Raw genomic sequence first — 26,999 nt, 5'->3', positions numbered from 1 at the left:
AGGTTGCCATGCCTAGTAACCATATAAAAAGCATGCAAAAACGGCATGAAAAAATTGTTGATCTATTACGCCAGCATGAAAGTTGTAATGTCAGTGTTTTGGCTCAGGAATTAGGTGTTTCTACCGTCACTATCCGGCACGATTTAGATGAATTAGAGCAAAGTGGCTGTATTCGCCGCTCTTATGGCCGCGCCACGCTTTCGCAGAATTTTTCTTTTGAATTGGAATTCAGAGAAAAAGAAAATATCCGCTCAGAATCAAAACAATTAATTGCCCGCAGAGCGGCAGATTTAGTTGAAAACGGTGATTCAATTATTGTGGATTCAGGCTCTACCGTTGCTTTGTTGGCCCGCTATATTGCAAGCAATAAAAAAATAACTTTAATGACCAATGCGCTTAATTTAGCCAGCGAGTTAGTCGCCGATCCGCGCTTTACCGTGATGATGACAGGCGGCACTTTACGCGCTGATTCTTATTCCTTGTGCGGGCCAGAGGCGGAGCAGGCAGTTCGGTTACATCATTTTAACAAACTATTTATTGGCGCAGATGGAATTGATTTATTGGCTGGCGTGAGCACCACCAATGCGCAGGATGCGCAGCTTAATCGCGCCATGCTGGCTGCTTGTGATCAGATTATTTTATTGTCTGATTCCAGTAAGTTTGGCAAACGCAGTTTTTGTGTGATTTGCAAAATGCCACAGGTTGATATTCTGGTTACAGACAGCGGGATTAGCGATGAATACCGGCAGGCATTAACGCAAATGGGCGTAACCGTGATTGTGGCGGAATAAAGTTTTTTAAAGGAGTAAGCCTTTATGTCTTATTTAATAGAAATGATCAGGCAGCATAAAGCAGGGCCGGCTAATGGTATTTATTCAATTTGCTCTGCCCATCCGCTGGTTTTAGAAGCGGCATTGCAGCAGGGCCTGCAAGATGATAGTTATATTTTAATTGAGGCCACTTCTAATCAGGTGAATCAGTTTGGTGGCTATACCGGCATGAAGCCGGCCAATTTTAAAGACTATGTATTTGCAATTGCCGATAAAGTGGGATTTGCAAAGGCGCGCATTATTTTAGGCGGTGATCATTTAGGCCCGAATGCATGGCAAAAAGAGCCAGCCGCTCAGGCCATGGCCAAGGCTGCCGAAATGGTCAGCGCTTATGTATTGGCAGGCTTTCGCAAAATTCATTTGGATTGCTCGATGTCATGCGCGGGCGATCCGGTGCCGCTGAGCGATGCCACGGTGGCCAAACGCGCCGCAGCTTTGTGTCAGGTAGCCGAAGGCGCCTGGCAAACAGCCGGGGGGGAAGCGCCCGTGTATGTGATTGGTACCGAAGTGCCGGTGCCGGGCGGCGCGCAAGAATCACTTGATGCTGTGGAAGTTACCTCGCCGGAGGCCGCCGCGCAAACGCTGGCCGTACATCAGCAGGTCTTTGCCGAAGCAGGCTGCGCGGCAGCCTGGCCACGGGTGATCGCGATGGTCGTTCAGCCGGGCGTTGAGTTTGATCATCATAAGGTGGTGCGTTATCAGCGTGAAAAGGCCACCGCGCTCAGTGCCTTTATTGCCAAAGAAGCGCTGGTATTTGAGGCGCACTCTACCGATTACCAAACCGGGGCCTCGCTTAGGGAGCTGGTGCAGGATCACTTTGCCATTTTAAAAGTAGGCCCGGGCTTAACATTTGCCCTGCGTGAGGCGATGTTTGCGCTGGATGCGATTGAGCGCGAAGCCATCGGTGAATTTGCCGCCTCGCATTTAAAAGACACACTCACTCAAGTGATGAAAGAAGAGCCGGATTACTGGCTGGCTTATTACGATCAGGCCGGGCATCAGCAGTACCTGGATCGCAATTACAGCTTGTCTGACCGGATTCGCTATTACTGGCCGCATCCTGAAGTGAGCGCGGCAGCGGCAAAACTCTTTGATAATTTACGCCGCCAGCCGCCGCTGCCTACCTTAATCAGCCAATACCTGCCTGAGCAGGCTAAAAAAATCAGTGCGGGTTTATTGCCTGCCGAGCCAGAAGCATGGGTGGTGGATAAGATCATGGAAGTCACACGGCTCTACGCCCGCGCTTGCGGCATGGAGGCACAATCATGAACTACCTCAACTATGAGCAAAGCGTGCTTGCCGACCGTGGTGCTGTGCACACCGCCCGTGAAATCAGCCAGCAGCCCAGGCTTTGGCGCGAGCTGATGACGGGGCTGATTCAGGACAAATTAGCGTGGAAGGCATGGATGCTGGATGTGCTGTCCACGCCTAATTTACGGATTATCCTCTGCGGCGCGGGCACCTCTGCTTTTGCAGGCCGCACTTTGGAGCCATGGCTGCGGGCCTCTTTTGGCCTTGCCGCCGAGGCGATTTCGACTACCGATATTGTCAGCCAGCCGCTTGCTTATCTGGACCCATCGCGCCCTACCCTGATGGTGTCTTTTGCCCGCTCAGGCAATAGCCCGGAAAGCGTGGCTGCGGTCAATCTGGCCAATCAGCTTTTGCCTTATTGCCGCCATTTAGTGCTGACGTGTAATCCTGAAGGCGAGCTGGCGAAATACAGCCAGGGTAATTCCCATGCCTATTGTGTGCTGATGCCTGCAGGTTCAGACGATCAAAGCTTTGCCATGACCTCCAGCTTCAGCTGCATGTTTGTGGCGGCGGCCATGATGCTGACGCCGGGTATTTTATTAAGCCGTGCCAAAGAGCAGATCGAAACCGTGGCGGCTTTTTGCGAATCGCAGCTGGCTGGCTGGGCTTCGCAAGCCAAAGCTCTGGCAGGCAAGGGCTTTAAACGTGTGATTTATCTGGGCAGTGGCGAAATGGCGGGGCTGGCAGAAGAAGCCGCTTTAAAAATGCTGGAGCTGAGCGCGGGGAAAATCGCCACGCGTTTTGATTCCACCTTGGGTGTGCGCCATGGCCCCAAATTTATGATCGACAGCCAAAGCTGTGTGGTGATGTTTATGGCTGCGGCGGATTCTTATACCCGCCGCTACGACGATGATTTTCAGGCAGAAGTAATCGCTAATGGCATTGCTCAGCAGCTTGTCGCTTTAGGCCCGAAAAGCGCCGCCAGGCTGCCCCTGACTGAAGTCACCATTCCATGCCTGGATGAGCTGTATTTATCACTGCCTTATCTGTTGTTTGCCCAGCTCTTTGCTTTTGAATGTTCATTATCACTGGGCCTTGCACCCGATAACCCCTGCCCAAGCGGCGAAGTAAACCGTGTGGTGCAAGGCGTAAAAATTTATCCCTATCCGGCTTAACTCACTGATGGTATGCCGCGAAAACCTAAATCTTGAGCTACAGAGGACACGGAGTTTCACGGAGGAAACCAAGGTTTAAATTAAGTTGTTATTGAGTTTTTGAATTTTTAAGCCTGGTGGCCTCTCGCTTATTTCCACGTGGCATGGGGCTTAAATCTCCCCTTGAAGCACGCCGCCTCGATGATCCGCAGTGAGGGGCCTTCGTACTGGCCGGGGTCGCCTTCTTTGCTTACTTTCTTGGCGAAGCAAGAAAGTGAGTCCCCGCGGGGATGCCGCACCTAAATCAATGTGCCGAAGGCACTTAAATAATTAAAAAGACAAGGAGCACGTCATGGCTGGGCCAAATATTTTACTTACCCGTATTGATAACCGGCTTGTGCATGGTCAGGTGGGTGTGACCTGGACAGGCAGCCTTGGGGCGAATCTGCTGCTGGTGGCCAATGACGCCGCTGCTGCCGATCCGGTACAGCAAAACTTAATGGATATGGTGGTGAGTGAGGGCGTGCAAACGCGCTATTTCACCCTGCAAAAAACCATCGATGTGATTCATAAAGCGGCGGCGCATCAAAAGATTTTGCTGGTGTGCAAAACCCCGCAGGATGTGCTGACGCTGGTGAAAGGCGGCGTGCCTATTCATGACGTGAATGTGGGCAATATGCATTTTGCCGAAGGAAAGCGCCAAATTCATAAAACAGTGTCGGTGGACGATGCTGATGTGCAAGTTTTTCGCGAGCTGGCTGCCCTGAAGGTGGTTTGCGAAATACGCCGGGTGCCTGATGAATCGGGCGATCTTGTTTCTAAACTGCTGTAAGGATTGAAATCATGCTATTTGAAGCCTTATTGATTGCGCTGTTGGCAGGTGTGGCGGGGGTCGATTTATTTGACGGCCTGACCCATATGCACCGGCCCGTGGTGATTGGCCCTTTGGTTGGGCTGATTTTAGGTGATGTGCAAACCGGCTTGCTGGTGGGCGGCACTTTAGAGCTGGTTTGGATGGGCATGGTGCCACTGGCCGGGGCGCAGCCGCCCAATGTGGTGATTGGCGGGATTATTGGCACGGCTTTTGCCATTTTGACCAAGGCCGAGCCCACGGTAGCAATTGGCGTGGCGGTGCCATTTTCGATTGCGGTGCAGGGTTGTATTACCGTGCTCTTCACTACGTTTTCGCCGATGATGCACAAATGCGATGAGATGGTGAAGCGGGGCAACTGGCGCGGCATCGAGTGGGTTAATTATCTTGGCATGATCACGCTCTTTGTCTTTTACTTTGTGGTGGCTTTTTTGCCGATTTATTTTGGGGCAGAAGCGGCGGGGGCCGTGGTGCAAAAAGCACCGAAATGGGTGCTGGATGGCCTGAGCGTAGCGGGTGGCATGATGCCGGCGATTGGTTTTGCGCTGCTGATGAAAATCATGCTCAAAACCAATTACATCGCTTATTTTATTATGGGTTTTGTGGCGGTGACGTATCTGAAACTGCCGGTTCTGGCGGTGGCTCTGGGCGCTTTAGCGATTGCAATGGCCGATTACTTTAATCAAAACCGCGCACAGCCTCAGGCTGCTCGCAATGTGGAGGTGGATGATGGGATTTAATGATACTGAAGCCGCAAATGCGGCCAAAGCTGAGCTGCGCATGCAGCAGGCCCTTGCTACCAGCCATGTTGAGCGCGATGACTATATCGATACCACGCCCGCCGGGCCGCTTACTAAAAAAGACATTAATCGCATGGCCTGGCGCTCTTTAGCCCTGCAAGCCTCGTTTAATTATGAGCGGATGCAGGCAGGTGGCTGGTTGTATACGATTTTGCCGGCACTGCGCAAAATCCATAAAAACCCGGAAGACTTAAAAAATTCCGCACAGATGCATATGGAATTTATTAATGTCCACCCCTTTGATGTGACTTTTCTATCCGGCCTTGTGCTGGCAATGGAGCAGAGCAAGGAAAAAATCTCCACTATACGTGCCGTAAAAGTGGCGCTGATGGGGCCTTTGGGCGGGATTGGCGACGCGATGTTTTGGCTGACCTGGCTGCCGATTTGTGCGGGGATTGGTGCTGCGCTGGCGCTGGAAGGCAGTTTATTCGGGCCGGTCGTGTTTCTGCTGCTGTTTAATGCATTGCACTTTGGTCTGCGTTTTGGTCTGGCGCATTATGGCTACAGGGCGGGGCTGGGGGCGATCAGCGCTTTAAAAGCCAATACCAGGAAAATATCGCATGCCGCATCGATTGTGGGGATGACGGTGATTGGTGCGCTGGTGGCGTCTTATGTCAGGCTGTCTACGCCGCTGGAAATTCATGCAGGTAAGGCCAAAATTGCGCTGCAGGCCGATGTGCTCGATAAGCTGATGCCTAATCTCTTGCCGCTGGCATTCACCTTTTTGATGTTTGCTTTGATGAAAAAAGGTTATTCACCCGTGAAGCTGATTGGCGTAACGGTGTTGTTTGGTCTGGCTGGAAAATTATTGGGTTTCTTGTAATCACACGCTGCAGCGTGTGTTCAGGCAGGCGCTGCAGCTTTAAAGGATTAGAAAATGATTGCCTTAATTCTGACAGGTCATGGCCGCATTGCCAGCGGTACTTATGAAGCGGTTGTGCAGGTGTTTGGTGAGCAGGCACAGCTGATTGCTGTGGATTTCCCTGAAGGCAACAGCACAGCGGTACTTGATGCTTCTTTAAGGCAGGCGCTTGCCGCTGTGGATCAGGGGGCGGGTGTGGTGTTTGTCTGTGATTTATTGGGTGGCTCGCCTTTCAGGATGGCCGCGACCATTGCCCAGGAGCGCAGCGATATTGAAGTAGTGGCCGGGCTTAATTTGCAAATGTTTGCCGAGATGCTGTTTGAGCGCGATGTGATCAGCGATGTGGCCGAGTTCCGTCAGCGGCTGGTCGCAGCAGGTAAAAGCGGGGTGGTCAGCCTAGCTGAGCGCCTTGCGCGCAAACGGGCGGAGCCAGCCGATGCCTTGTAAACCGCTGCGTCTGCGCGCTGCACGGGTGCTGGCGGAGCAGGGCTGGCTGGAGCGTGCGGTGGTCGAGATCGACGCCGCAGGCCTGATCGCCGCCATCGTGCCTCAGGGTGAATTTGATCTTGATCTGGGCTCTGCTTGGCTGATGCCCGCCCTGATCGACAGCCATGTGCATGGCGCGGCAGGTTTCGACACCATGGATGCCAGCAGCGAGGCGCTGGATCAGATCTCAATGCATTTTGCCCGCTTTGGTGTAGGGGCTTTTTTAGCCACCACCGTAACCGCGCCGCTGCCTGCGATTGAAGCAGCGCTGCGTGAGGTAAAAGCCAGCCGCGAGCGCGGTTTGCCGGGGGCCGAGTTGATTGGCAGCTATCTGGAAGGCCCGTATTTCACGGCCAAATGCTGCGGTGCACATCCGGTGCAGTGGATGCGCCATTTAGATATTGCCGAGTTGCAGCACTGGCTGGATATTGCCGGTGATTCATTGCATACCTTAGCGCTTGCGCCTGAATTGGCTGGCTCAGATGAGGCCATCGCCTGGCTGCGCCGTAAGGGCATCCGCGTGCTGATCGGCCATAGCGATGCCAGCTACGATCAAACACGGCAAGCCTTGCATGCGGGTGCTCAGGGGATTGTGCATTGCTATAACGGCATGCGCGGCCTGCATCACCGCGATCCGGGCGTGGTGGGGGCTGGTCTGACCTCGGTATGTGATATCGAAATGATTGCCGACGGCCACCATGTTCATCCTGCCGCCGTGCAAATTGCGTTGTCTTGCTGCGGTGAAGAGCGTTTAGTGCTGATTACCGACGCCATGCGCGCAACCGGCATGGCCGATGGTCCTTACCAGCTGGGCGAGATGCCAGTGACCATGCAAAACGGCGTGGTGCGTACCGAAGCGGGTGGTTTGGCGGGCAGCACGCTGCATCTGATTGATGCGGTTCGCCACGCAAAAGAATGGCTGGGCCTGCCTCTGGAGCGGGCATGGGCACTCGCCAGCCGCAATCCGGCCAGATCATTAGGTTTAAGTGATTTGGGCAGCATTGGCATCGGCAAAAAAGCGAGCTTTACGGTGATTACACCCGAGCTGGACGTGGTGGAGACTTGGGTGAAGGGGGTGAGGGTTGCTTGCCAGGGGCAGTGAGGTATTTGTGCCAATTTTAATGGGCTGTTTTGCTGCCGTGATGCGTGGATATAAATATTAGCCCTATGCGCATCAAGTTAGGAATATTTTGTAGGGCGGGTGCAACCCGCCGTTTTCCGTAGCATTTATGCAAGGATCTGCCGGGGAGCACCCCATACGCGCTAAGCAAGGTCAAAAAGATTGTGCCTTCGGCACGTTGATTTAGGAGCGATAGCCACCGCGGGGGCGTTCTTTTCTTGAACGGCCAAGAAAAGAACCAAAGCCGCAATATCAAAAACACGAAGGCCCCTGCGCTGCGGACAGTCGGCGGCGGGCGGGATTGGCTTGCTGCCTCGCTCCCTTGCCGAAACCCCGCCCCGCTTGTTCCTCGCTCCGGCGTGTTTCAAGGGGACGTTAAAAAGCCCAATGCAGAGAGTGTGGTTATTGTGTTTTTCGTTGTTTGCTAATCAAAAGGCGGCTTAGCATTTGGGGTGCAACTTGCGAGTAATGCTGAAAAAGATGTGGGTTGCACCCACCCTGCCAGATTTTTAAACCACCAGCGGTGGCTCATCCATCAAGGCGATTTGTTCGCGTAATTCTAAGATGCGGTCTTGCCAGTAATGCTCGGTATTAAACCAGGGAAAAGCAGCAGGAAAAGCCGGATCATGCCAGCGGCGGGCCAGCCAGCCTGAGTAGTGAATAAGGCGCAGGGTGCGAAGCGCTTCAATTAAGTGCAGCTCTCTCGGGTCGAAATCGCAAAAGTCTTCGTAGCCGATCAGTACATCCACCAATTGGCGGCTCATTTCTTGCCTGTCGCCTGACAGCAGCATCCATAAATCTTGTACGGCAGGCGCGCTGCGGCTGTCGTCAAAGTCTACAAAGTGCGGGCCAGCGTCGGTCCACAGCACATTGCCAATATGGCAATCGCCATGCGCCCGGATATTGGCTACATCGCCTGCCCGATCAAAACTGCGGCGCACACCATCGAGCGCAAGGGCAACGGCGCTTTCCCATGCGGGTTTGAGCGAGGCGGGGATAAAGTCGTGGCTAAGCAGAAAATCACGCGGGCCGGTGCCAAAGGTTTCAATATTGAGCGCAGGGCGGTGCACAAAGGGAGTGAGTGCGCCAACGGCATGAATCCGACCAATAAAGCGTCCCATCCATTCTAAAGTTGACGCCGATTCCAGCTCGGGTGCGCGGCCGCCGTGTTTATTAAAAATGGCAAATTGAAAGCCTTCAAAATGATGCAGGCTGCTGCCCTGATGAATAATCGGCGGCCCAACCGGCAGCTCGCGCTCGAACAGCTCAAGTGTAAAAGCGTGCTCTTCGAGGATGGCTTCGCGGCTCCAGCGCTCTGGCCGGTAAAACTTAGCCACCAGCGGCGGGCCATCATCCTGGCCAACCTGATAAACACGGTTTTCATAGCTGTTAAGCGCAAGCAGTCTGCCGTCGCAAGGCAGGCCAAGGCTGTCGATGGCGTTCATGACGCAATCGGGCGTGAGATTGGCAAATGGAGGGATAGTATTCATGTGGAGATTGTACGGCTAAAGCCGGGGCTAGGGGTATTCAGGCCGTTTATGAGGGGTGTTGTTTATTGTATTGCGAGGTGTTTGTTATGAATTGTAAGTGTCGAGTTTATTAGCAAATAGTGAAAAATGTATAGACAACGCTCTTTGCACAGGGCATTTAGAGTCCCCTTGAAACACGCCGAAGTGAGGAACAAGCGGGGCGGGGTTGTTTGAGCGAAGCGAGTTCCGCAGCCGCCACTCGATTGTCCGCAGATGAGGGGCCTTCGTGTTTCGTGGGGCCGCCTTCTTTCGCTTCCTTTCTTGGCGAAGCAAGAAAGGAAGGCCCTGCGGTGGCTAACCGCTCCAAAATCACCGTACCGAAGGTACTATAAAGATCTTTGTGGCTTTGCTTCGTGCCTATGAGGTGGTACTCGCCGATTTTGCCATCTAAATAACGAAAACGGTGGGTCCCACCCGCCAGACACAATCTGGTTTATTTCAGCTTATTCCATAAAGCAATGGCTTCTTTTTTGGTTGTGCCTTGCTGGGAGATGGCGCTGCAATTACCGTTTTTGCCGAATTTAGAGCATTGCACCCAGCAGCGGTTTGATCCGGCTTTGGTGACTTCAGGCTTGGAGCCGCACTTGGGGCAAGCTTGAGGATCGCCCTCGGCTGTGGTGATTTTTGGAACGGGTCTTGAATTAAGCATGGCGGGTGTTGCCTTAAGGTAAAGAAAAATGCCCGCAAGCAGCGGGCATTGGTTGAGCGGTGCTGCGGGGCTTACTTCAATTCATTCAGTAAAGCAGAAAGAATCTTGCCGTTATCATCGCTCTTGTTTTTAGAAGACACAGTCAGCTTAGTTTGCTTCAGGCCTTCTGTTAAGTGGATTTCATACTCGCTGGCTTGTTTTTGTTCCGGAGTAGCGTCTTTCTTCCAGAAGGCCAGTTTGCTGAAGATGTTGCTATTGTCTTCACCGGCGATATCGGTGTCCGCACGGCGGATCATATAAACGCCCTTGCTGCGGTCGCGGTCGTAAACCACATAGCCTGAGCGATCCAGCGCCAGGCCAACACGCCGCCATGCACGGTCAAAGTTATCCGCAATCGACAAGGCCTTGCCGTTTTCAATCAGGCTGGCCGCTGCAGGTGCCTGATAAGGCTTGGCAACCACGGCTTTTGCGGTTTCCTGATCAAGACCAAAGCGCTGCAGCAAGAGGGACAGCATTTCAACTTCCATCTCGGGATCAGGTTTTTTAGGCGTCCAGATGGTTTTTGTGTTGTCGCTGTTTTTGCTGAGTGTGGCAGCGGCATCACTGCTGCCATCTTTGCTGTACACCTCCACCATCCCGCGGTGAGAGATGTAGATTTCGCTGGTGCCAGGCTCACTGCCGCGCTCTACGCGGGTGCGGTAGCGATCCAGCTCGCCCGTAGACAAAATCCGGTCGGAGATTTTGGAAAGCATCCGTGATACCAGGTCTTTAGGCAGCTTGGCACGGTTTTCCAGCCAGTCTGTTTCCATAATGCCGATGGCCGGGTTATCCAGTGTCAGCAAAAAGCCGTTATCCAGCCAGAATTCGTGGATTTCGGGCCAGAGCTTTTCAGGATCGCCCTTCACGACTAACCAGCGCTGATTACCTGCCTGAACGATTCTGGCACGGCTGCCTGCTTCTAAAACAGCCTGTGCCGGATTAGCCGCTGCAGGTGCCACACTGCTTAATACGGTGCTTTGCTGCACATTAAAGTGATTGTTGCTTGCCGGTGCGGTTAATTCTGGCGGCAGTTCAAGATTGTTTTTACCAATGTTGTCACTCCCGCTGCGGTAATCCACTTTCTTTTGCAGCAAAAGCTGATCCGTAGTGCAGCCTGCCATGGCAATGCACAGGCTCATGACGAGGAGTTGTGAGGATTTTTTCATCTGAAGCATTATTGGCATCTTCTCAGTGGGTCAGTCCGGCTGCGGCCATGGCATGAGCCACCACGGCTTGTGCGCCTTGTGAAAGGGGGGTAAGGGGCAGACGAATGCCAGCTTTAATAAAACCAAGCTGCTCTACAGCCCACTTCACAGGAATAGGATTTGCTTCAATAAATAAATGTTTGTGCAAGTCTTGCAGCGGATCGTTTAATTCACGGGCACCTGCTGCATCGCCAGCAATGGCTTTTTTGCACATTACATGCATTTGCTGAGGGGCGATATTGCCTGTTACGGTAATGACACCGTGCCCGCCAATCAGCATAAACGCCATGGCTGATGCATCATCCCCGGTATAAAGTGCAAAGCCTTTGGGGGCGCGCTTAACCAGATCTGCAGCTCTTTCCAAATTGCCTGTGGCGTCTTTAATGCCGACGATAAAGGGTAACCCGGCCAGGCGTAAGGCGGTGTCATTAGATAAATCAGCTACGGTGCGGCCCGGCACATTATATAAAATGGTCGGCAATTCGCTTTGCTCGGTAATGGCTTTGAAGTGCTGATACATCCCTTCCTGAGTAGGGCGGTTGTAGTAGGGCACAACAGAAAGACCATAATTTGCGCCAACGGCTTTTGCCCGCAGCGAAAGATTAATGGCTTCGCGGGTAGAGTTGGCACCTGTGCCTGCAATAACCGGCACGCGGCCTGCCGCCTGCTCAACAACCACGCGAACAATTTCAATATGCTCGTCTACATCAACCGTCGGCGACTCTCCCGTGGTCCCTACGGCAACAATGCCGTCGGTACCTTGTTCGATATGCCAGTCGACGAGTTTTCTAAGGCTCGCGAAATCGAGGCTTCCGTCCTCGAACATGGGGGTGACAATCGCCACCAGACTACCTGTCAACATGAGCCTGTAATCCAGTCATTAACACAAACTCCTATTCTAACTGAACGATGAAGCCGCAGGAAACCTGTCATAGGGTGCTTTTCCAGGGCTTGGTGCTGCGATTTTTTGAATCTTTGCAGGGCAGGGAGCCTCTGCTTCCTTAATATTCAAGGCTTAGCTGTTGTTTTAATTTTTTTTTGTGCTATAAAACCGCCGATTTTTTTACACAAAATGCCAGTAATTCTGCTTTGTTTTTTATGCGGAAGGTGTTTTGTAAGGTGAAAATCTTACGCAAAAGCTTAAAAAATGATCGCTGTTGCACATAAGAAGCGATTTGAATTTACTTATCTATACTGTCGTTAATCATTATTTATGATGCTGTATCTGCATTACAGGCAGGGTGGTGATGGCGGATGGGCTTGTCAATATGCGAGCTTGGAAGGGTAAGGAGGGACAGTGCAAGTTGCTGAGTGCCTGTTAGGGTATAGAAGGCCTGGGTGGCGGGATATAGCGGCATTGATTGCGCTAACCCTGCTGCTTGCCTTTCATATTCTGCAATGGCCCGCCTATCTTTTGCTCTGCGGGCTTTTTATCGCATTAAGGGCGTCTAAAGCGCAGTGCGATACCGCCATTTATGATGCCTCTGCCTTGGCGGTGCTGCTGAGTGATCATAAAGGGCGATGCTGTTATGTTAATGAAAAATGGAGCTTATTGTCCGGTTTGTCTTTGCAGCAAGCCCTTGGAGATGGCTGGCTGGCCGCGATTCATCCTGAAGACCGTCCGGGTGTACTGGCGATGTATGCTGCAGCCGGGCAAGGGCAGCTTTCTGCTGCGGAGTATCGTTTTCAGCCGGGTGAGGGGCGTGTGGTCTGGGTTTCCTCGTCGCTTTTGCCTGTGCCGGGTTGTGCCAATGTGGCTTTCCAGACGCTGATCTTTGATTTAACCGAGTCTGAACGACAAGAGGCGGAGCGTTCTGCTTTGCTTGCTGAACAAAAAGAAATGAAAGAAGAATTAGAAAGTATCTTAAACAGCTCTAATGATCCGATTGTTGCTGTGGATATGGAATTCAGATTCAGTGTTTTTAATCAAAGCTATGCAAATCTCTTTTTTTTATTGTATGGCGTAAAAGTTGCCCGGCGGGATTGCCTGCTGCAATATGAATTGAAATCAGAAGAAGACAGGTCAAATTTAATTACCTTTTGGGGGCGTGTGTTACAGGGGGAATCTTTTGTGATTCGCCGTGCTTTGCATGGCGAGGATAAAATAACCCGGGTTTTTGATTTGTCTTTCAGCCCTCAGTTTAATTCTGCAGGCGAGCAAATTGGTGCAATTAATGTTTTGCATGATGTGACGCTGTCTGCACAAACGGAGCGTGCATTACAAAAGAGTGAAGAGCTGTTTAAAGCGGCCACTCAATCCAGTGTGGATGCAATTTATGTGCTGGAAGCCATAAAAGATGAGAGCTGGATGCTGGTTGATTTTGATTTTTCTGAGGTTAATCAGAATGGATTTGATTTTTTGCAGTTGCATTCAGATGATACGTCAAAGATGTCTTTTGAAAAAGCAGTGAACCGTATTGCTTATGGTTATTTATTTGATGTGTGCAGTGATGTGTATTTCACTAAAACAAAATATCAGCAGGAAAAAAAATGCTTTACTCCCGAAGGAAGCAGCCGCTGGTTATTGTTTAATGTCGTTGCCTTATCGAATGGTGCTGTGCTGACGGTCAGCGATATCAGCGAGCGAAAACAATCTGAGCTGGCTCTGGCTACCTTTAGCAGTTTGCAGCAGGCCATTCTTGATTCGGCTGGATCGGCAATTATTGTCACTGATTTATCAAATACAATCCGCTTGTTTAATCAGGCCGCAGAGAAAATGCTGGGTTATCAGGCGGGCGAGCTGATCGGAAAAGAAACTCCCGCTGTTTTTCATCAGGCAGAATCTGCCCGCTTGTTTATTGCTGAATTTGAAAAAGAGCTGGGTGAGCCATTGCCGGATGGATCCGATATCTTTTCAATTCAGGCCCTGCGTTATACCCAGCGCGACTGGATTTATCAGCACCGTGATGGCCATGCTTTTCCGGTTGAATTAACTATGAATGTGGTTCGTAATCAGCAGGGTGAAATTACCGGCTATATGGGGATTGCGAATGATATCAGTGTTCGCAAAATGGCCGAAATGAAATTGCAGCAAAATGAATCACGCACCTCGGCCATTTTGGATAGTCTGCACGATTGTGTGCTTTCTGTGGGCATGAATGGTTTGATTATGGATGCCAATCCTGCAGCATTAAAAGTATTTGCTTACGATGATTTAAGAGGAAAGTCCCTGAGTTTATTATTCCCTCATCTGGGAGAAATGAATCTGCAGCAAAATTTGGCGCAGGAGATTTTTACGCGGCTGGGGGTTGATACACAGGGTATGCGCGAGGTGGTCGCCATTAATAAAGAGGGCGTGGAAGTTTTAATGGATATGGCGCTGGCCGAAGTGGAGGTGGATGGTGCGCATGTTTTTATCACCACGCTGCATGATTTAACCCAGCACAAATTAGATGAACAAAAAATGCAGGAAACCATCGAAGAGCTGGAGGCGGTGCAGTCCAGTTTAAGTGGCAGCCACGAGCAATTGTCTCAGGCAAATCAGGAGTTATCCAGACTGGCGCATCTGGATGGCCTGACAGGGATTGCTAACCGGCGCTTATTTGATCAGACACTGGTGCAGGAGTGGGCGCGCGCGGCAAGGGCGGGTGAGTGTCTGGCGCTGGCGATGCTTGATGTGGATTACTTTAAGCGTTATAACGATCATTTCGGCCATCAGGCAGGCGATGAATGCCTGAAGCGGGTGGCCGTGGCGATTGCCTCGGCTTTGCATCGTCCGGGCGATTTTGCTGCGCGCTACGGCGGGGAGGAGTTTGTTCTGGTGTTACCAGGTACAGATCAGGATGGTGCGGTACAGGTGGTCGAGGCGGTTTTAAATCAGGTGCGTAATCTGGCTATTGTGCATCAGACATCGGATGTGGCGAAGGTGGTGACTTTAAGTGCCGGAATTGCTGTGGTTCTGCCACTGCAGGGGGTTGATCCTTATTGCCTTGTGCAGGCTGCCGATCAGGCCCTTTACCAGGCCAAGCATCAGGGGCGAAACCGTTATTTTCTGGCGGGGGCAAATCGGCTCACAGAATAAGGGGATAGCGGCGTGTGTGAATTGTGGATAAGTCATCTAAGACATTGATCTGCTAAGGACAGAGGCGGGCTGCTTATTTTTTAAGCAGCCCTTTTCTGTAACTAAAAAAAGCCTGCCATTTTGATCAGGGAAACGGCAATCGCCAGCATCATAAAGCCAATCAGAATATCCAGAATCCGCCACGCCAATGGCTTATTAAACAGGTGGCTGAGCTTGCTGGAGCCATAAGCGAGCGAAAAAAACCAGACAAATGAAAATCCAACCGCCCCCAGTACAAAGAGCGGGCGTTCGGCTGGGGCTTGTTGTGCGCCAATCGAGCCGACCAGAACCACCGTGTCGAGCAGGGCGTGAGGGTTGAGCAGAGAAAAAGCCAGTCCCGCCAGGATTACTTTGCCCGGTGTGACAAAAGCGCGTTCACGATGATCGTCTCCCAGAACGTCGGGGTGCAGCGCTTTCTTAAAAGCATTGAAGCCGTACCAAAGTACAAAAACAGTGCCAAAAATCGCCATCCAGCGCTGCAAATCAGGCATGGTGTTGAGCGCATGCCCCATGCCCGCCACACCAATCGACATCAGAACTAAATCGCAAAGAGAGCAAATCAGTGCGGTCAGAAAGATGTGTTGCCTGGTTAAGCCCTGCCTTAATACAAAGGTGTTTTGTGCGCCAATGGCCATGATCAGGCTGGCAGACAGGGCTGCGCCATTAAATACAGTTGAGATTGTCATCGGTGGGTCTTTTCTGAAAGGGCTGATAAATCGCTGGGTCACCCACAATGTAAGGTATTAAGGTATTCGTCTGCAAATGCCTTGAGTCTGCTGATGTTTCATTCATGGCTATCGTCTGAAGTATTGCTGCTGAATATGGCAACAGTCACTAAAGCTCCGGGGCTTGAAAACAGTGCAAAGTGCGCTGCCAGACAGGCTTTTTGTGCGGTGCGGAAATGTAAATATTACTTGAAAGAAGAATTGTTCTCGTTTAAAGTGTGAGAATGATTATCAATAGAACTCTCATTGTTGCGGTGGCTTTACTTGGCCACTCTGCTCTGCTTTATGGCTTAACGACGATGTCAGTGCAGCCTGCAAAGCCGAAGCAGGTGCTCATGCTGCTTGCGCCTGCGCCCATTCCTATGGGGGAGGACGTTGTTAAGCAGCCTGAAAGTAAACCCCAGGCCAAACCCCGCCCTGTAATCAAGCCACAAACAGCAAAGCCAGTGCTTGCTAAGGCGGTGAGTAAAACCCCCGAAATGATAAAAGCACCTGAGCAGCCAGCAGCCGGGCAGATGGCTGCCGCTGCGCAAACGGCAGCGCCCGCAGAGGCTGTGCCTGCGCCGGCCATGGCGGGCAGTAAAAACAGCAAGCAGGTTTCGGATGAAGTACCTGTTGAAACACCCCCATTGTTTAATACCAGCTATCTCGCAAACCCTCGTCCTTCCTACCCGGCTCAATCGATGGCCCTGGGTGAAAAGGGGCGGGTGATGCTCAGGGTGAAGGTTAGTGAGTCTGGCCTGCCTATTGAGGTTGAATTAGCGCGCAGCAGCGGTTATCGCCGCCTGGATGATGCCGCTAAAAAAGCGGTTGAGCGCTGGAAGTTTGTGCCGGGCCGCCGTGGTGATAATCCGGTTGTAATGAGTGCCATGGTTCCTGTGGATTTTGTAATTTAAAAGAGGTTTGTAATGGATTTAGCGTTAATTTGGCATTCGGGTGACCCTGTTCTGGTGTCGGTTTTTGTACTGCTGCTGACTATGTCGGTGGTGAGCTGGTGCCTTATTTTATTGCGCAGCAGCCTGCTTTTACGCATTAAACGCGGGCAAACCCGTTTTTTAGCCAGTTTCTGGAAAGCATCAGATTGGAATGAGGCCACCAGCCTGACTGCCCATGCGATTGCGCCTGAGGCCAAGCTGGCCCGTGCCGGCTGGGAAGGTTTGGCACATTACCGCAGCAATGCAGGCAAGGGCTTGGGTTTGGCTGTGTCTTTAGATGATTATCTGGTCCGCACATTACGTACCCGCTTAAGCCAAGAAAACGCACGTCTGGAGCTGGGCTTGTCATGGCTGGCAACGGTGGGCTCGGTGTCTCCGTTTGTGGGTTTGTTTGGCACGGTGTGGGGGATTTATCACGCGCTGGTGGCCATTGCAACAAAGGGCGATGCATCGCTGGCAACGGTGGCAGGGCCTATCGGCGAAGCCCTGGTGGCAACCGCGGCAGGTTTAGCCGTGGCGATTCCTGCGGTGGTGGCTTACAACGCCTTTGTGCGGGCTAACCGGGTAATTGCTCAGGGCCTGGATGGCTTTGCGCATGATTTGCATGCTCAGCTTTTAACGGCTGCCGCAGTAGAAAAAGAAGGTAAATAAGCATGGCTTTTGGAGGCTTTGATCAAAGCGATAACGCGCCGATGTCTGAAATCAATACAACACCGCTTGTTGATGTGATGTTGGTGCTTCTGGTGGTGTTTATTGTCACCGCGCCAGTGATGACGCATTCCATTCGGGTTGATTTACCTAAGGCTAAGGCAGAAGTCACCCAGACACCGCCTGCGGTGCTGAGGGTTACGCTGACGGCAAGCGGGCAGATTGAATGGGAAAAAACACCTGTTCGCGCCGATGAATTACCGCTTCGATTTGCAACCGCCGTGGCGAAAGATGCACAGACCGAGCTGCATTTGCTGGCGGACAAAAGCGTGCGCTACGAGCTGATTGCACAAACCATGTCGGCAGCAAGGCAGGCAGGTTTAACAAAAATTGGCCTGCTGACAGACGGTAACTGATAAAGCATAAGACTGATCGTTTTACCGGACGAAGGTCAGATGACCTTCGTTTTTTTTGACTCAAAAAAATAGAAGACCTACCCATGAGAGAGATACACAAGCCTAAATCGGCCATTCGCCACCTGGCTAAACTGCCGGCGGTCGCAGCATTATTTGGCGCGATGAGCGCAAATGCCGCACCGATTGACGAAGTGAAGCTCGCACCGGTTGAAGTAAAGGCCGATGTTAAAAACACAAAAGACACCGATAAAACCTACAACGCGCCCGTAACCCGTGTAGGCCGCACGCCTCAGGCTGCGCGCGATATTCCGCAGTCCACGACCAGCATTACCAAGCTGTTGATGGCTGATCAGGATAGTAACTCTCTGAAAGAAGCGTTGCGTAATGCTGTGGGTATTACGTTTAATGCATCAGAAGGCGGTAGCAGTGGCGATGGCGTTCGCGTGCGTGGTTTTGGTGCGTCTAACGATTTGTATTTAGATAACTTCCGTGATGCAGCGCAATACAACCGCGATACTTTTAATACCGACACGGTAGAAGTGCTGCGTGGCCCGGCTTCGATGATTTATGGCCGTGGTTCAACGGGCGGTATTATCAATCAAGTCAGCAAAACGCCATTTCGTGGCGATTTGAATCAATTTACAGCTTCCGCAGGTACCGCAAATTACTACCGTGCTGAAGCCGATTTAAACCGCAGCCTTGAAGATAATGCAGCGTTTCGTGTGAACGTGATGGGCCAAAAGTCCGGCAGTACCCGTGAAGGTGCGGAAATGAACCGCTGGGGCTTTGCGCCGTCCGTGGCATTTGGCCTGGGTGAGCAAACAGAAGTGACCTTGTCTTATATGCATTACCAGGAAGACAATGTGCCGGATTATGGTGTGCCCTATTACCGTGCTGCCGCTAATGGCAAGCAAGAAGAAATCAAAGGGATGAAGGGTTATTATCGCGATAGTATTAGTGGTTCTGATCAGCCTATCCCGTATGCGGATAAGTTTTACGGTTTAAAAGATTTTGATTCGGAAGTCACTGAAACGGATGTGTTCAGCTTTAATCTTCAGCATCGTTTAAATGCCAATATGCTGCTGAAAAATTCAACGCGTATAGGCTTGTATGAGCTGGATCTGCGTGCAAGTGCGCCGGGGCTTGCTTTTGCTGAAAACGAAGTGCTGAACGAAAATACGGTGATCACTCGTGGGCGTAAATTGCGGATGCGTGAGCAGGCGATTTATTCCAATGTGACTGACCTGTTGTGGGATTTTGAAACCGGTACTGTGCGTCACAATGTTTTAGCCGGAGTAGAGTTCACTCGTGAAAATTTGCTGAGCACAGGGCGAACTCAGCTTGATGCAAAGGGGGGTAATTGTTTACCGTCTACCACTGTTGGCAATCCAACTTCTGGTAGTCATGAGGCTTGTCTCGCTCCTGTAAAATTTGCAACAGCTGATTCGACAGCGGATACGATGGCATTTTATGCGCAAGATTTGATTGAGCTGACGCCGCAATGGAAGGTGCTTGCGGGAGCTCGCTTTGATCACTTTAAAGCCCAGACAGAGAATAAATCATTCACCGCAGCCGCCCCATCTCCTGATGCTGGCCGAACCGACAATATCTGGAGCTGGCGTACAGGTGTGATTTATCAGCCAACAGCGAATCAGTCTTATTATGCTTCTTATGGCACTTCATTTAATCCATCTGCTGAAGCCTATTCAACAGATCCAAAGAATGAAAACCTTGACCCAGAAAAAAACCGCAATATGGAAATCGGTGCGAAATGGACGTTGCTGGATGGTGATTTAAGCCTGCGCACAGCGATTTTCCGTACCGAAAAAACCAATGAGCGTCAGACTGATATCGAAGTTGGCGTGAATAAGCCAAATGTATTATCTGGCCGTCGCCATACTGATGGTATTGAGCTTGAAGGTGCTGGGCGTATCACCGCAGATTGGCAAGTTTTTGCTGGTATTGCATTGATGAATCCGCGCATTGATGAGGTGACTAAGCCTAAATCAGTTGAAGGCAATTATGCAGAAAATGCGCCGCGTTATACAGGTAATCTGTGGTCCACTTACCAGCTCAATAGTAATTGGAAAGTGGGTGGTGGTTTCAATGCGATGGATAAGCGTTATACCAGTAATACCAACACGGTAAACCTGCCTGCATATATCCGCTGGGATGCGATGGCGGAATGGCGTCTGCGTGATTACAGTGTACAACTGAATGTAAATAATCTGTTTGATACCGATCACTTTGAAAGCTTGTATGCTGGCTTTGCAGTGCCAGGTACGGGCCGCACAGCACGCGTATCGGCAAGCTATCGTTTTTAATAGTCAGGCTGTCCGCTCAGGTTGAGCTTTAATCTGCGCTACTCACAACCGCCACGGTGAATCCGTGGCGGTTTTTGCGTTTTATTTGTGATTGAAAGGATTTGATTATGTTGTTGCATATACCCCAGGTGCTGGATGCGCAGACTGTGGCTTATTGCCGGGAGCGGCTGGAAGCTGCTCAGTGGCAGGATGGCAAAATGACTTCGGGCTCGCTGTCTGTGTCGGTGAAACGCAATGAGCAGCTGGCAAAAGACAGCCCGGTGGCAAAAGAGCTGGGGGCGATTATTTTGAAGGCGCTCAATGCCAATGAGATGTTTTTTTCAGCCGCACTGCCCGGCTACGTGATGCCGCCACAATTTAACCGTTACGAAAACAGCATGGATTTAGGCAATCATATTGATAATGCCGTGCAGGGGATTTTTGGCACGCAAGAGCGTATCCGTGCGGATTTATCGGCCACGCTGTTTTTTGCTGAGCCAGAGGATTACGACGGCGGCGAGCTGGTGATCGAAGATACTTACGGTGTGCATGAGGTAAAGCTGGCTGCGGGCGATATGATTTTATATCCGTCCACCAGTCTGCACCGGGTGGAGCCTGTTACCCGTGGTGCGCGGCTGGCTTCATTTATGTGGATTCAAAGCATGGTGAGGGATGTAGGCGAGCGGGCGGTATTGTTTGATCTGGATACCTCAATCCGCCAGTTGCGTCAGCAGGGCGGATCGCACGATATTGCCACTCAGCTGACAGGCACCTATCACAATTTATTACGCCGCTGGGCTGATCTGTAGCCTTAAGAGCGCCTGTGGTGAAAATTTTTATGCTTTCTCCGCCTCTGTGGGTTCGATCAGTGTGCCTATACGCGGTATAATCCGTGTTTTTTGTGTGAGCTTACACGTAATGCCTATTTATGCTTATCGCTGTGCTGCTTGCGGTCATTCTGACGAGCATATTCAGAAGATGTCGGATGACACGCTTACCGTGTGCCCTGCCTGCCATGCATCCTCTTATGAAAAGCAGCTGACTGCGGCTGGCTTTCAATTGAAAGGCAATGGTTGGTATGTGACCGATTTTAAAGGTGGACCTTCGTCTAAATCGCCCGCGGATGCTTAATAAATCCATGCTGATGACGCATTTCAAAAAATACTTACTGACAGGTTTATTAGTGTGGGTGCCTTTGGCCATCACGCTGTGGGTCTTGCAGCTGATTATTGGCACGATGGATCAGATCGGTGCTTTATTACCTACTTCAATGCGCCCGGATTCATGGCTGCTGCAGGCTTTAGAGGGATCGTTTCCCTTTTTAGTGGGCTCGCATCATATTCCTGGTTTTGGCGTGATTCTGACCGTCGTTGTATTACTGCTGACTGGTGTGTTTGCGACCAATGTGCTGGGGCTGCGTTTATTGCAGGTCGGGGAAAAAGTTCTTAACCGTATTCCGATCGTGCGTTCAATTTATAGCAGCGTGAAGCAGGTTTCAGATACTTTGTTTTCTGATTCCGGCCAGGCGTTTCGTCAGGCGCTGCTTGTGCGTTTTCCTCATGGGGATGCGTGGACGATTGCTTTTATGACCGGAATGCCGGGAGGGGAAGTAGCCGCCGTACTGGATGGTGAATATGTGAGTGTTTATGTGCCTACAACACCTAACCCCACCTCCGGCTATTTTATTATGGTTAAAAAGTCCGACGTGATCGAGCTGGATATGAGCGTCGATGAAGCTTTAAAGTATGTTATTTCGATGGGTGTGGTTACACCCGGCAAGACGGTTTAGTCCGGTACAGGGCCAAAGATGGCGTTAAAAATGGCTTGCAGCGATTGCCTTATTCGCTCAGGGCTTTTTTTTCTTATCCTTGGCTTTTTCAATCACTTGCCAGCATGATTAACACTGATTAAATCAAAGAGAAAACTAAATGCGTACAGATTACTGTGGTCTAATTGATGCCCGCTACCTCGGGCAAACCGTCACCATTAAAGGTTGGGCGCATCGTCGTCGTGATCATGGTGGTGTGATTTTTATCGACCTGCGTGATCGTGAAGGTTTGGTACAGGTTGTGATCAACCCGGATACCCCGGAAGCTTTTACCACTGCGGATTCCTCACGTAATGAATACGTTCTGGAAATCACCGGTCTGGTACGTGCCCGCCCGGAAGGCGCAGCTAATAAAAACCTGATTTCTGGCGAAATTGAAATTGTTGCCACTGAAATCAAAATTCTGAATACAGCGGTAACGCCACCGTTCCAGATCGATGATGAAAATCTCTCTGAAAACGTGCGCCTGCAAAACCGTGTAATCGACCTGCGTCGTCCGGTGATGCAAAAAAATCTGCGCCTGCGCTATCGCATCGCCATGCTGATCCGTAATTACTTGGACAGCCGTGGCTTTATTGATATCGAAACCCCGATGCTGACCCGTTCCACGCCAGAAGGCGCACGCGATTATCTGGTGCCTAGCCGTGTGCACGACGGTCAGTTTTTTGCTTTGCCGCAATCTCCACAGCTCTTTAAACAATTGCTGATGGTGGCGGGTTTTGATCGCTACTACCAAATTGTAAAATGCTTCCGTGATGAAGATTTGCGCGCAGACCGTCAGCCGGAATTCACCCAGATCGATATCGAAACATCGTTCCTGAATGAACACGAAATCATGGACATCACCGAATCGATGGCCAAGCACGTATTTAAAGAAGGGATCGGCGTTGAGCTGACCGATTTCCCGCGTATGACTTACGCCGATGCCATGTATTACTACGGCTCGGATAAGCCTGATCTGCGTGTGACTTTGAAGTTTGTTGAGCTGACCGATCTGATGAAGACGGAAGAATTCAAAGTATTCCGCTCTGCTGCAGAAATGGCCAACGGCCGCGTGGTGGGTTTACGTGTACCGGGTGGTGCTGCACTCAGCCGTAAGGAAATCGACGAATACACCAAGTTTGTGGCGATTTACGGTGCCAAGGGTCTGGCTTACATCAAAGTAAATGATGTAACCAAGCTGACCAATGACGAGCACTCTGGTCTGCAATCTCCGATTGTTAAAAACCTGTCTGAAGCCGCTCTGAAAGAAATTATCGCCCGCACGGGTGCAACTGATGGCGATCTGATTTTCTTTGGCGCGGATAAAGCCAAGGTGGTGAACGAGGCGATTGGTGCATTGCGGATTAAGATTGGCCACGAGAAGGGCGAGGCAGGTGGTTACTTCGCTCAGGGCTGGAAGCCAATGTGGGTGATTGATTTCCCAATGTTCGAGCACGACGAAGAAGCCGATCGCTGGACTGCATGTCACCATCCGTTTACTGCACCGCAAGACGGCCACGAAGATATGCTCGATACCAATCCGGGCGCATGTATCGCTAAAGCCTACGATATGGTGCTGAACGGCTCTGAAATCGGTGGCGGCTCTATCCGTATTTACCGCGAAGAAATGCAATCTAAAGTATTCCGCGCGCTGAAAATTGATGCTGAAGAAGCACAAAACAAGTTTGGCTTCTTGTTAGAAAACCTGCAGTTTGGTGCGCCTCCGCACGGTGGTTTAGCCTTTGGTCTGGATCGTTTGGTGACTTTAATGGTGGGTGCGGAATCTATCCGTGATGTGATCGCCTTCCCTAAAACACAACGTGCTCAGTGTTTACTGACCGATGCGCCAAATAGCGTGGATGAAAAACAACTGCGTGAATTGCATATCCGCCTGCGTCAGAAGGCAGAAGTCGCAGCAAGCTGATCTTCATCGCTTTGCCAAAAAAGCACCTGCACATGCAGGTGCTTTTTTTTTTGCCCCAGCGCGGGTATGAAAGCGTATCATTATATTTATTGCTTTCTAATGAAAGGTTTAGTGTGGATTCGTATCATAGTTGTGGGCATCCCGTCTTACCAATTGCTGATACTTATGCAGATGAAAGCGAATATGCACCACGTTCCGGTTTTTTTTGCACTCAGTGTATGCAAACGGTGCAGCGGCCTTTCCATACTCATATCTATGTAAACTTACAGCAAGTGGCACCAGGGATGGCTGCGTTTGTGCTTGAGGTGAGCGATAGCGGGCCTGAGTTTGCTGACTTTTTAGCGGCCTTGGGTTTTGCATTTCGTCAGGCATCCGTGAGCGAGCTGGAGCCGGGAGGGGATGTGGGGCTTAATCCTGTCTGGCGCAAAGAATTCTGGTTTGAAGTGGGTTTACAGCCGGATCACGTTGTGGCTCTGATGGGGCGGATACGCGAAGAGGCGTATTTGCTGGCGGATTACCTGCCCAATGGCGCTGCAGCGGTCAGCTTTGCTGCTTTCCCGGATGCAAGTGCCAATGAGCATCAAATATAGCGCGGTTTATGTTTGAAAAGTAATAAGACGAGCAGCTGCTTTGCCCGTCTTTTGTCTTCCTGTTTTAATCCTCCCCGAATAATGTTTTCCAGAGCAGGCGCACTGCGGCCAGCTGAGGCTGAATAGGGGCCAGCATTTTGCTTGTAAGCTGGGTACCATTCAGGCGGCTGCTGTGCTGCAGGCGGCGTAATTCCCGATAGCCATCTGCGGCAAGCTGAGCGGCTTCCAGTGGAATTAATCCCTGCCGGGCCGCAGTGGTCAGCAGTGCGATATTGCCGCTGTTCAGGCAAAACTCCTGATGCGCACTGGCGTGGGCAAGAATCAGGTATTGCATAATAAATTCGATATCAACAATCCCGCCGCGCACATGTTTTACATCTTCCGCATGCGCCGGATGCGTTTCCAGCATGCGCTCCCGCATGGTTTTTACTTCACTGCGCAGCTTGGTTAAATCACGGGGTGTGCGCAAAATATCTTCACGTATGGCCTCAAAAGCATTGCCCACGATGCGATCACCGGCGCAATAACGGGCGCGGGTCAGCGCCTGGTGTTCCCACACCCAGGCCGATTCGCGCTGATACTGTGCAAATGCGCCAATGCTGGAAACCAGCAGGCCCGATGTGCCATTGGGGCGCAGGCGCAAATCAATATCGTAAAGATGCCCGGCGGGGGTCAGCGCGGTCAGCCAGTTCACCACGCGTTTGGCGTATTTGGCATAGACTTCGGGCGCGTTGGGGTGATCGTCATCAAAGAGGTAAACGATGTCCAGATCCGAGGCAAAACCCAGCTCTTTGCCGCCCAGCTTGCCATAGCCAATAACCGCAAACTGCGGATGACTGCGGTGCTTGTTCGGCAGCTCTTGCCAGACTTGCTCAAGCGTTACGGTGAGCATTAAATCGGCCAGATCAGATAAATGATCCGATACCGTTTCTAAAACCAGTAAACCGTCTAAATCCTGACACACCAGTCTGAATACCTGCGCATGCTGAAAATGGCGCAGGCAATCCATTTTGGCTTCGGTGTCATCGTCTAAATCTTTTAACTCCTGGCGTAAGATTTTGCCCAGCTTTGGCCAGTCCGGTTGCTCTTCAAGCAAGCGGAAATCGAGCAGCTCATCCAGCAAAATAGGATGGCGGGTCAGATACTGTGAAACCCATGGGCTGGCACTATAAAGGCTGGCAAGCCGCTTGAGTGTGCGCGGGTGCTCGGCCAGCAGGGCGAGATAAGATTCGCGGCGGCTGATGGCTTCGAGTAAATCGAGAATCCGTGTGAACGTAGCGTCAGGATTATGAAAACTGGCGGCTACTTCAATTAAAGGCGGCAGAATGCTGTCGATGCGTTTCCGGCAGCGGTCAGGCATTTGCTGATAGCGGCTGCTGCTTTGCATGGCGGCAAGCCGGCGGTTGATTTCATCCGGGTTTTCAAAGCCCAGTGAGGCCAGATCGGTGCTGTCGCCATCCTGTGCGCTAAGCCAGATGGCGGCTTGCGGATGGGCTTCGCCCTCGTCCGGGGGCAAAACAAATACATGCTCGAAATGCTGGTTGACGCGGCTGCGGTAAAGGGTGAGCTGCTCTCTGAATTGCTCCCACTGTGCAAACCCCATACTGTACGCGATGCGCGCCTGATCTTCGGTATTTAAAGGCAGCATCTGGGTTTGTGCATCGTCCAGATACATTAAGCGGTGTTCGGTATTACGTAAGAAGCGGTAAGCTTCCTGCAGCTCCGCTACGGCGGCGTGGGTGAGTATGCCTTGCTGAGCCAGCTCATCCAGAATGGCTTGCGTTGGGCGCAGCTGTAAAATTTTATTGCGCCCGCCCCGGATCAGCTGAAAAACCTGGCCGATGAATTCGATCTCACGAATCCCGCCCGGCCCCAGCTTAATATTGTCGACTTTGTCTTTGCGGGCTACTTCACGGCGGATCTGGCTGTGCAGCTCACGCATGGAGTGATACGCGCCATAATCCAGATATTTGCGGTAAACAAAAGGCGTCACCATCTGCATCAGCCCGGCTTCATCGCCTGAGAGTGCGCGGGCTTTGATCCATGCATAGCGCTCCCACTCGCGGCCCTGGGTGAGTAAATAGCTTTCTAATGCAGCAAAACTGCAGGCCAGCGGGCCCACGTCACCAAAAGGGCGCAGCCGCATATCCACTCTGAATACAAAGCCATCTTCGGTGATTTCGCCGATCAGATTAATCAGGCGTTTGCCAATCAGGGCAAAGTATTCAGAGTTACTGATTTTGCGCGGCCCGGTGGTCTGGCCGTCTTCGGGAAAAATAAAGATCAGATCAATATCCGATGAGACATTCAGCTCGCGCCCGCCTAATTTGCCCATGCCCACAATGATGAGCTCCTGAACCTGCCCGGATTCCTCGCCTGTCGGCTGGCCATAACGTGCGTCGGGCTGCGATACCCATGCCAAAGCGGTAGCCAGTGTGACTTCGGCTAAATCACTGATGGTGTGCATCACTTCGGTCAGATCGGACAGCCCGGCCAGCTCTCTGCTGATCAGCCTGGCCATGACGGTCTGGCGTAAGCGGCGTAAGCGTTGTTTTAAAGCCTGATCATCCATGCCGGACAGCTGGCTGAGCTGCTCTTCCATCATCTGCCGGGTGTAAGGCTGGGCAAGTTGCACGGCTGTTTCTTCGGCCAGATGGGGGTGGCGGAGCAGCAGTTGCTGCAGGTATCGGCTGTGCGCCAAGGCCGGGGCAAGTAAGGATTTAGAACTTTGCGTCAGATCAGTCATCGGTGGAGGCTCAAAAACGGTTAAAATCAAGTATCCCCTAACCTAG

The 26,999-nt window shown here is 51.4% G+C and carries 24 protein-coding genes; 18 read left to right on the top strand and 6 right to left on the bottom strand.

Annotated elements, in window-relative coordinates; genetic code table 11:
• Nucleotides 1–8: 8 nt before the first annotated feature.
• The 8 genes from agaR (at nucleotide 9) to nagA (ending at nucleotide 7,356) form a co-directional block, all read left to right on the top strand.
• Complete coding sequence (gene agaR, locus HA050_RS09375; protein ID WP_166825020.1) at nucleotides 9–791, top strand: transcriptional repressor AgaR; 783 nt, start codon at nucleotides 9–11, stop codon at nucleotides 789–791.
• A 24-nt stretch (nucleotides 792–815) separates the two neighbouring features.
• The gene (locus HA050_RS09370) at nucleotides 816–2,099 is read left to right on the top strand and encodes a D-tagatose-bisphosphate aldolase, class II, non-catalytic subunit (protein ID WP_166825018.1); all 1,284 of its coding nucleotides are present in this window, start codon (nucleotides 816–818) and stop codon (nucleotides 2,097–2,099) included.
• Nucleotides 2,096–3,256, top strand: a complete 1,161-nt coding sequence (locus HA050_RS09365) for an SIS domain-containing protein (RefSeq protein WP_166825016.1) — start codon at nucleotides 2,096–2,098, stop codon at nucleotides 3,254–3,256. The genes HA050_RS09370 and HA050_RS09365 overlap by 4 nt, the downstream gene beginning before the upstream one ends.
• A 331-nt stretch (nucleotides 3,257–3,587) precedes the next feature.
• The gene (agaV, locus tag HA050_RS09360) at nucleotides 3,588–4,067 is read left to right on the top strand and encodes a PTS N-acetylgalactosamine transporter subunit IIB (protein WP_166825014.1); all 480 of its coding nucleotides are present in this window, start codon (nucleotides 3,588–3,590) and stop codon (nucleotides 4,065–4,067) included.
• Nucleotides 4,068–4,078: 11 nt separating this feature from the next.
• Nucleotides 4,079–4,846, top strand: coding sequence for a PTS N-acetylgalactosamine transporter subunit IIC (gene agaW, locus HA050_RS09355; protein ID WP_166825012.1), 768 nt, complete (start codon nucleotides 4,079–4,081; stop codon nucleotides 4,844–4,846).
• Nucleotides 4,833–5,729 carry a PTS system mannose/fructose/sorbose family transporter subunit IID gene (locus HA050_RS09350; RefSeq protein WP_240929024.1) on the top strand — a complete coding sequence of 299 codons (897 nt, stop codon included), beginning with the start codon at nucleotides 4,833–4,835 and terminating at the stop codon, nucleotides 5,727–5,729. Before agaW ends, HA050_RS09350 begins: the two co-directional genes overlap by 14 nt.
• A 54-nt stretch (nucleotides 5,730–5,783) precedes the next feature.
• Nucleotides 5,784–6,215 (top strand): PTS galactosamine/N-acetylgalactosamine transporter subunit IIA, encoded by a 432-nt coding sequence (gene agaF / locus HA050_RS09345; protein WP_166825010.1) that lies wholly within the window; start codon nucleotides 5,784–5,786, stop codon nucleotides 6,213–6,215.
• Nucleotides 6,205–7,356, top strand: coding sequence for an N-acetylglucosamine-6-phosphate deacetylase (gene nagA / locus HA050_RS09340; RefSeq protein ID WP_166825008.1), 1,152 nt, complete (start codon nucleotides 6,205–6,207; stop codon nucleotides 7,354–7,356). Before agaF ends, nagA begins: the two co-directional genes overlap by 11 nt.
• A 527-nt stretch (nucleotides 7,357–7,883) precedes the next feature.
• Here the strand turns inward: nagA and HA050_RS09335 are convergent.
• From HA050_RS09335 to dapA, 4 genes are all read right to left on the bottom strand, one after another.
• Entirely contained in the window at nucleotides 7,884–8,864 is a 981-nt protein-coding gene (locus tag HA050_RS09335; protein WP_166825006.1) for a serine/threonine protein kinase, read from the bottom strand.
• Nucleotides 8,865–9,336: 472 nt separating this feature from the next.
• Nucleotides 9,337–9,552, bottom strand: a complete 216-nt coding sequence (locus HA050_RS09330) for a Lar family restriction alleviation protein (RefSeq protein WP_046353191.1) — start codon at nucleotides 9,550–9,552, stop codon at nucleotides 9,337–9,339.
• A 71-nt stretch (nucleotides 9,553–9,623) separates the two neighbouring features.
• Nucleotides 9,624–10,757 (bottom strand): NlpB/DapX family lipoprotein, encoded by a 1,134-nt coding sequence (gene bamC, locus HA050_RS09325; RefSeq protein ID WP_166825004.1) that lies wholly within the window; start codon nucleotides 10,755–10,757, stop codon nucleotides 9,624–9,626.
• A 22-nt stretch (nucleotides 10,758–10,779) separates the two neighbouring features.
• The gene (dapA, locus tag HA050_RS09320; RefSeq protein WP_166825001.1) at nucleotides 10,780–11,658 is read right to left on the bottom strand and encodes a 4-hydroxy-tetrahydrodipicolinate synthase; all 879 of its coding nucleotides are present in this window, start codon (nucleotides 11,656–11,658) and stop codon (nucleotides 10,780–10,782) included.
• Between the two features lie 495 nt (nucleotides 11,659–12,153).
• Here dapA and HA050_RS09315 point away from each other — a divergent pair, with 495 nt between their 5' ends.
• Nucleotides 12,154–14,817 carry a PAS domain S-box protein gene (locus HA050_RS09315; protein WP_166824998.1) on the top strand — a complete coding sequence of 888 codons (2,664 nt, stop codon included), beginning with the start codon at nucleotides 12,154–12,156 and terminating at the stop codon, nucleotides 14,815–14,817.
• 101 nt (nucleotides 14,818–14,918) lie between these two features.
• On the opposite strand, the gene HA050_RS09310 is transcribed toward HA050_RS09315, so the two are convergent.
• Nucleotides 14,919–15,542 carry a LysE/ArgO family amino acid transporter gene (locus HA050_RS09310; protein ID WP_166824995.1) on the bottom strand — a complete coding sequence of 208 codons (624 nt, stop codon included), beginning with the start codon at nucleotides 15,540–15,542 and terminating at the stop codon, nucleotides 14,919–14,921.
• 263 nt (nucleotides 15,543–15,805) lie between these two features.
• Here HA050_RS09310 and HA050_RS09305 point away from each other — a divergent pair, with 263 nt between their 5' ends.
• The 9 genes from HA050_RS09305 (at nucleotide 15,806) to HA050_RS09265 (ending at nucleotide 24,207) form a co-directional block, all read left to right on the top strand.
• Entirely contained in the window at nucleotides 15,806–16,477 is a 672-nt protein-coding gene (locus HA050_RS09305) for an energy transducer TonB (protein WP_166824992.1), read from the top strand.
• A gap of 12 nt (nucleotides 16,478–16,489) precedes the next feature.
• A complete protein-coding gene (locus HA050_RS09300; RefSeq protein ID WP_166824989.1) occupies nucleotides 16,490–17,167 on the top strand; it encodes a MotA/TolQ/ExbB proton channel family protein in 678 nt (225 codons plus the stop codon).
• 2 nt (nucleotides 17,168–17,169) lie between these two features.
• The gene (locus tag HA050_RS09295) at nucleotides 17,170–17,580 is read left to right on the top strand and encodes an ExbD/TolR family protein (RefSeq protein WP_099397206.1); all 411 of its coding nucleotides are present in this window, start codon (nucleotides 17,170–17,172) and stop codon (nucleotides 17,578–17,580) included.
• 83 nt (nucleotides 17,581–17,663) lie between these two features.
• Nucleotides 17,664–19,904: a TonB-dependent receptor gene (locus tag HA050_RS09290; RefSeq protein ID WP_166824986.1), complete on the top strand. Its 2,241-nt coding sequence runs from the start codon at nucleotides 17,664–17,666 to the stop codon at nucleotides 19,902–19,904.
• A gap of 107 nt (nucleotides 19,905–20,011) precedes the next feature.
• On the top strand, nucleotides 20,012–20,692 hold the full coding sequence (locus tag HA050_RS09285; protein WP_166824983.1) for a Fe2+-dependent dioxygenase: 681 nt from the start codon (nucleotides 20,012–20,014) through the stop codon (nucleotides 20,690–20,692).
• A 109-nt stretch (nucleotides 20,693–20,801) separates the two neighbouring features.
• Complete coding sequence (locus tag HA050_RS09280; RefSeq protein ID WP_166824980.1) at nucleotides 20,802–21,014, top strand: FmdB family zinc ribbon protein; 213 nt, start codon at nucleotides 20,802–20,804, stop codon at nucleotides 21,012–21,014.
• 13 nt (nucleotides 21,015–21,027) lie between these two features.
• On the top strand, nucleotides 21,028–21,672 hold the full coding sequence (locus HA050_RS09275; RefSeq protein ID WP_166825485.1) for a DUF502 domain-containing protein: 645 nt from the start codon (nucleotides 21,028–21,030) through the stop codon (nucleotides 21,670–21,672).
• A 139-nt stretch (nucleotides 21,673–21,811) separates the two neighbouring features.
• Nucleotides 21,812–23,617 (top strand): aspartate--tRNA ligase, encoded by a 1,806-nt coding sequence (gene aspS / locus HA050_RS09270; protein ID WP_166824978.1) that lies wholly within the window; start codon nucleotides 21,812–21,814, stop codon nucleotides 23,615–23,617.
• Nucleotides 23,618–23,901: 284 nt separating this feature from the next.
• Nucleotides 23,902–24,207 (top strand): hypothetical protein, encoded by a 306-nt coding sequence (locus HA050_RS09265; RefSeq protein ID WP_166824975.1) that lies wholly within the window; start codon nucleotides 23,902–23,904, stop codon nucleotides 24,205–24,207.
• A 64-nt stretch (nucleotides 24,208–24,271) separates the two neighbouring features.
• On the opposite strand, the gene glnE is transcribed toward HA050_RS09265, so the two are convergent.
• On the bottom strand, nucleotides 24,272–26,953 hold the full coding sequence (gene glnE / locus HA050_RS09260) for a bifunctional [glutamate--ammonia ligase]-adenylyl-L-tyrosine phosphorylase/[glutamate--ammonia-ligase] adenylyltransferase (protein WP_166824971.1): 2,682 nt from the start codon (nucleotides 26,951–26,953) through the stop codon (nucleotides 24,272–24,274).
• Between the last annotated feature and the right edge of the window lie 46 nt (nucleotides 26,954–26,999).

Source organism: Iodobacter violaceini (assembly GCF_011601265.1).
In the GTDB taxonomy this organism is placed as follows: domain Bacteria; phylum Pseudomonadota; class Gammaproteobacteria; order Burkholderiales; family Chitinibacteraceae; genus Iodobacter; species Iodobacter violaceini.
Note: the sequence above shows the minus strand (reverse complement) of the source record. Positions and strands in the feature narration are given on the sequence as shown.